The following is a 6,085-nucleotide window of genomic DNA, read 5'->3' as shown; positions in this document are numbered from 1 at the left end:
ATGGAGAAGGGGAAAGCATTAACGGGGATTAAAAAAGGTATTTTCTTCTGGTCGGTAGCTTTAGCCGAAAAGTATACAATTGATGCGGGGGCCTGGTATAATTTCAAATTGGGGATTGCCCGTAAACTGGTTTTTAAAAAGTGGCAGGAAGCACTGGGCGGTGAAATTGTAGTGATTGTATCGGGTGGAGCGGCGCTAAATCCGCGTTTGGCCAGAATTTTCTGGGCGGCTGGTATGCCTGTTTTTGAAGGATATGGACTAACAGAAACCTCACCGGTAATTACCGTTAATCATTTCGGCGGAACCATGTTCGGTACCGTTGGTGAAGTAATTAAAGGGGTGGAAGTTAAAATAGCGCAGGATGGCGAAGTTTTAACCAGAGGGCACCAGGTAATGAAGGGTTATTACAACCGACCTGATTTAACCGATGAGGCAGTGGATAAAGAGGGATGGTTCCATACCGGAGATATTGGAGAACTGGTTGATGGCCGCTTTTTAAAAATTACAGACCGTAAAAAAGAAATGTTTAAAACAGCAGGTGGTAAATACGTTGCCCCACAAATGCTGGAGAATAAATATAAAGAATCAATTTTTATCGAACAGATTATGGTTTTAGGCGAAAATAGAAAATTCCCTTCTGCACTGATTGTTCCAAATTTCGAAACCTTAAAAACCTGGGCGGGAAGAAAGGGCATTACTTTTACCTCGAACGAAGAGATTATTAAAAATGAACAGGTGCTAGCTAAATATAACGAGGTTGTCGAAGCGGCAAATGTAGGTTTCGGTAAATGGGAGCAGGTAAAAAGATTTGCGCTGTTACCAAAAGAGTGGAGCATAGATGGAGGAGAGCTTACCCCAAAATTAAGTTTGAAAAGAAAARTGATTACCGAGAAAAACAATGAGGTAATCGAAAAAATATATAAAGATGCAGAAAACTATAAAGCCCCTCAATAACATAAAAAAATCGTTAATATACCTAAGCGTTGTGCTGTTATTGGCTGGTTGCGTAACCGGACAATTGGGTAAAAACAATAGTGGTGAATATAAAAATGGGATGGTAGTTTCTGCCCATCCGGAAGCATCGCAAGTAGGTGTAGATATTTTAAAAAAAGGTGGGAATGCGGTTGATGCAGCTGTTGCTGTTCAGTTTGCACTTGCTGTGGTTTATCCAAACGCTGGGAATATAGGTGGGGGCGGTTTTATGGTGTACCGTGGTGCAAACGGCGAAATAAATGCCTTGGATTTTAGAGAAAAAGCAGCTGCGGCAGCTAGCAGAGATATGTATCTCGATTCGGCTGGGAATCCAATTATAGATAAAAGTTTATTTGGGCATTTAGCCGCTGGCGTACCAGGATCAGTAGATGGTATGGTAGAGGCACACAAAAAATATGGGAAGCTTTCTTGGGCACAGGTGTTACAACCGGCAATAAATTTGGCGCAAAATGGTTTCAAAATTACTAAGCGGCAGGCAAGCGAATTGAATGGTTTGCATAGAAAGTTTATGGATTTTAATCCCGATGGAACGGCCTTCGTAAATTTAGAAAGTACCTGGCAGGAAAATGATCTTCTGGTTCAAAAAGAGCTTGGCAATACGCTAAAACTAATCCAGGGAAAAGGTAGGGAAGGTTTTTATGAAGGTGCTGTAGCCGATTCGCTTGTGGCTGAAATGCAACGAGGCCATGGACTTATTACAAAAGAAGATTTAAAAAATTATCACGCCACCTGGCGTAAACCCATAACAGGCAACTATAGAGGCTATAAAATTATTACCATGCCGCCAACTTCAAGTGGAGGTATTGCCCTGATTCAATTACTGCAAAGTGTAGAAAATTTCCCATTAAAAAAGTGGGGGCATAATGCAGACTCTACAGTTCAGGTAATTGTAGAAGCCGAAAGAAGAGTGTATGCCGATCGGGCAACACATTTAGGCGACCCTGATTTTTATACTGTTCCACAACAGCAAATGTTGAGCGCCGATTATAATAAAAAACGCATGTCGAACTTTAACTGGGCAGCAGCAACACCAAGCAGCGCTGTTTTGGCCGGTGAAATAAAAGGGGCARAGCACGAAGAGACCACACATTTCTCTATTGTAGACCGCGATGGAAATGCTGTTTCGATTACCACTACCTTAAATGGTTCTTACGGATCGTTAGTTGCTGTAAAAGGAGCCGGGTTTCTGTTGAATAACGAAATGGACGACTTTTCTGTTAAACCTGGCGCACCTAATATGTACGGTTTAGTTGGTGGCGAAGCCAATGCAATTGCACCCAATAAACGAATGCTAAGCTCTATGACACCGAGTATTGTAGAGAAAGAGGGAAAATTGTTTATGGTGGTGGGTACTCCAGGCGGTTCAACCATCATCACATCCGTATTTCAAACCATTATAAATGTAATCGATTTTGATATGTCGATGCAGTCGGCTGTGGCTGCTAAAAAGTTTCATCACCAATGGTTACCAGATGAAGTGTATATCGAAAAAGATGCCATCGATAGTTTAACCCTCGAAAAATTAAAAGCAAAAGGCTATAAAATTGTACCGAGAGGTGCGATTGGCAGGGTTGATGCCATCTTAAAAACTAAATGGGGCAATTATCAGGGCGGTGCCGACCCAAGGGGAGATGATAAGGCCATTGGCTGGTAGCGATTTCTCACATCTATTTTTTATCTTAGCATTAGTCAATCTTTTGCAATTCAATTAGTTGTGTGGTTTAAAATTTAAAGAGATGAAAAAGCGCATATTTAATCTTGCCCGAAATTACCCAGATTTACCCCAGGTAGATTCGGCAATCTCTTTTGGCCCTTTTATCAAATACCTGCAGCGAAAAATTAAAGAAGAACGAACTGTAAAATCTACCATTTATAGCAATGCCTTAAAAGAATTTAAAAAACAGGGAATTGATGAACAGGTTATCGCTATCGAAGATATTTATCAGCACGAATTACTGCTGGAACATATGTATGCCTGTCTTTCGCCAGCACTTTTAACAGAAGACCATCAGGCCTGGGGGCTTTGTGCACCAATGCAGCCCATTACTTTTTATGGAACGGAGCTGATGTACGAACTGCTTGAACATGAAGAAAAAGATCAGAATAGTTTTGCCGGGTCAAAAACGCTTGAGCAACATCAGCATGATCGCCTGCATTTTATCTATTCCTTCATTCTTAACGAATTATATGCATTTCATGTGCCTTTAAAAGAAAAATACCATTCAGGCATCAATGCCGATACCGGCTTGCCGGGTTACTTCCATATCGGTGTAAATGCCAGTTTTATCGAAGTTAAGGCTAAGCAGCCATTGCCCGATCTTAGCTACCGGGAGTTACAACTATATTTGAGTGACGAGTCTGGATTGGATAAGCTACAGCAGGTGCTGCCACTAACTCTTTTTGAGCTTAGAGGTATTTCGGTGCTTACCATTACCGATGTTACTGCCAAGCAGGCGGTAGAAAATATTAAAAGTATAAGATTGAGCCGTGTGCCAGGCAGTGAGGGTGTCGCTTATGGAGAGGTGATACAATCGCTTAAAGTGCTGGTGCAAAATGCCAATATCCAGTTCGATCTTTTTCCTTTCGTAAGGGTAAACAACAAAATGGTTTATGGGTATGTAAAAGGCGGAAGCGGTCTGTTGTTTTCTGTATGGGGTGAAGAAACTTTAAGTCCCGAAGCTTTTCGGCAGATTGCCGAAGGTTACGCCGCAAATCCGAATTCCTTTTACTCGCCCGATATCTGGGCCGAAAGCAAAGAGATGTTTCCCTGGTTAGACAGGTTTAGGGAGCTAAATGTAAAATCGATGGCGCTCCTACCTGTATTTCACAACCAGATTTTGGTTGGCGTATTAGGCATGCACACCTGGGTTGGAGAAACTTTCGACGAAAAAAAAATTACTTTATTGGAGCCCGTTTTAGCGCCTATTGCTCAACTCTTACAGGTCTATATCGATGAGTTTAATCTTGAGATTGAAAACATCATCAAAGAAAAATATACCTCTATCCAACCTGCTGTACAGTGGAAGTTTAATGAAGCTGCCTGGCATCACCTTTACAATAAGAAAAGGAATTTGCCACAGCGTAATGAGGATATTAGTTTTGCAGACGTTTATCCCTTTTATGGCGCAATAGATATTAGGAATTCTACTACTGAACGCAATGTAGCCAGTAAGGCCGATCTGAGCCTGCACTTGAGCCTGTTTCGAGAAACGCTGGAAGAGTTGAGCAAAATTTATAGCGATGCTTTGCTGGTAGAAATTATTTTTAACTGCAACAAGTGGAGTGATATTTTACAGGGCGACGAGTTGAACACAACTGATGAAAACAACCTCAATATTTTCCTTAAAGAAGAAACCAGCGATTACCTAAAGCTCATCTCCCAATCGCATCCTGATACCCAAAAGGTAATCGGTAAATATCTCGACCGCATTTCGGTGCCTCATGGCGAAGTGTATAAACACCGTCAGGCGCTGGAAACATCTATGCAGCTGATTAATACAGCCATTAACAATTATTTTGAAAGTGAACGCGAAAAACTGCAGGATTCTTATCCCTGTTATTTCGAAAAATTCAGGACAGATGGTGTTGAATACGATATTTATATCGGGCAGTCTATCGCTCCTGATCGGATTTTTAATCACTTCCATCTTAAAAATCTACGGTTATGGCAACTATCATCAATGGCTGAAATTGCCAAAATGGTTCAGCAGCTCCAGCCCGATCTGGCCGTTAAGTTGGCCACCACACAACTTATCTTTATCCATAACCATCCAATAGACATTAGTTTTAGGATCGACGAGCGGAAGTTCGATGTAGAAGGCGCTTACAATATCAGGTATCAGATGATCAAAAAAAGGATCGATAAGATACTTATTCGCAATTCGCAGGAGCGCCTTACCCAGCCCGATAAACTAGCACTGATCTATTTCAATAAAAGAGATATTGACGATTACCTGCCCTTTGTGAAATATCTGCAGGAAACTGGCGTATTGAAATCTGAAACTGAAGATCTTGATTTGGAAGATTTACAGGGACTAAGTGGATTAAAGGCATTGCGCTTAACTATTTTTTAAACATTTAATTTGGACTTCCTTAGTCTAATATCTTCAATAAGTTACACAGGCACCCTCTGCAAATATTTGGCGGTTTAGCTATATTGCGTTAGCTAATCAAACATGCCCCAATCGCTATGCGCAAACTATTTTCGCTGTTTTTATTTCTAACAGTTACAGTACAATTACACGCTCAAACTAATGAAGCCAGCCTGGTGAGTCCGCTGATTAATCAATACCAATCAGACGAGACCATGTTAAACCGTAAATATACGCTCAAGCGATCGGAAGAATACTTTAAGCGGATGGAACGCTTTTATGCTGAATGGAAAAAACAATTAAAGGCATTGCCTTTTAACAAGCTAACTGTAAATGAAAGGGTAGATTATATTTTGCTTAAACGCGATATCCGATCAGATTCGGCAAGTTTGCAACAGCACTACGCCGAATTTAGAAGCAGTATTTTTACTTTGCCTTTTGCCAAAATACTGTTGGATTTTGAAGCAAAGCGAAGAGTTGGCCAGCAACAAGATGGTAAAATTACCAAAGAACAATTCGAACAACTGAAAGAAGCTATTCAGAAAACCACAAAAGCAGTAGAAAACAAAGACCTGGCAGTTACGCCAGTACAGGCTTCTTGGGCGCAGGAAACCGTTAATCAATATCTGGCTGTATTTACCGAAGCTTATAAGTTTTATGATGGCTACGATCCGCAATTCACCAAAGCCACCAAAGCAGTTTATCCTGATGTAGTAGATGCCGTAAAGGATTATGCTGCTGCACTGGGTAAAATAGCTAAGCCGTCAAATGCCAAAGACGATGGAAGTGGCATTATTGGCAATCCGATAGGAAGAATAGCTTTATTAAGCAGCTTAAAGGATGAGATGATTGCTTATACTCCTGAGCAGATTGAGGCCATTGCCATGAGAGAATTTGCCTGGTGTGATGCCGAAATGCTTAAAGCCTCGCAACAAATGGGCTTTGGTAACGAATGGAAAAAAGCACTTGAAAAAGTAAAAACAGATTATCCTGAATTGGGG

At 41.0% G+C, this 6,085-nt stretch carries 4 protein-coding genes; all 4 read left to right on the top strand.

Annotated elements, in window-relative coordinates; genetic code table 11:
• Nucleotides 1-954, top strand: a 954-nt coding sequence (locus tag AC1DPQ_RS14990; protein ID WP_477610013.1) for an AMP-dependent synthetase/ligase, incomplete at its 5' end; no start/stop codon positions are given.
• Nucleotides 926-2,647 (top strand): gamma-glutamyltransferase, encoded by a 1,722-nt coding sequence (ggt, locus tag AC1DPQ_RS14985; protein ID WP_477610011.1) that lies wholly within the window; start codon nt 926-928, stop codon nt 2,645-2,647. The genes AC1DPQ_RS14990 and ggt, both read left to right, overlap by 29 nt.
• 82 nt (nt 2,648-2,729) lie before the next feature.
• The gene (locus tag AC1DPQ_RS14980) at nt 2,730-5,066 is read left to right on the top strand and encodes a GAF domain-containing protein (protein ID WP_477610009.1); all 2,337 of its coding nucleotides are present in this window, start codon (nt 2,730-2,732) and stop codon (nt 5,064-5,066) included.
• 116 nt (nt 5,067-5,182) lie between these two features.
• A partial coding sequence (locus AC1DPQ_RS14975) for a DUF885 family protein (RefSeq protein WP_477610007.1) occupies nt 5,183-6,085 on the top strand: 903 nt, incomplete at its 3' end.

This window comes from Pedobacter sp. 01T416_2, assembly GCF_056398925.1.
This window is presented reverse-complemented; position numbering and strand designations above follow the sequence as displayed.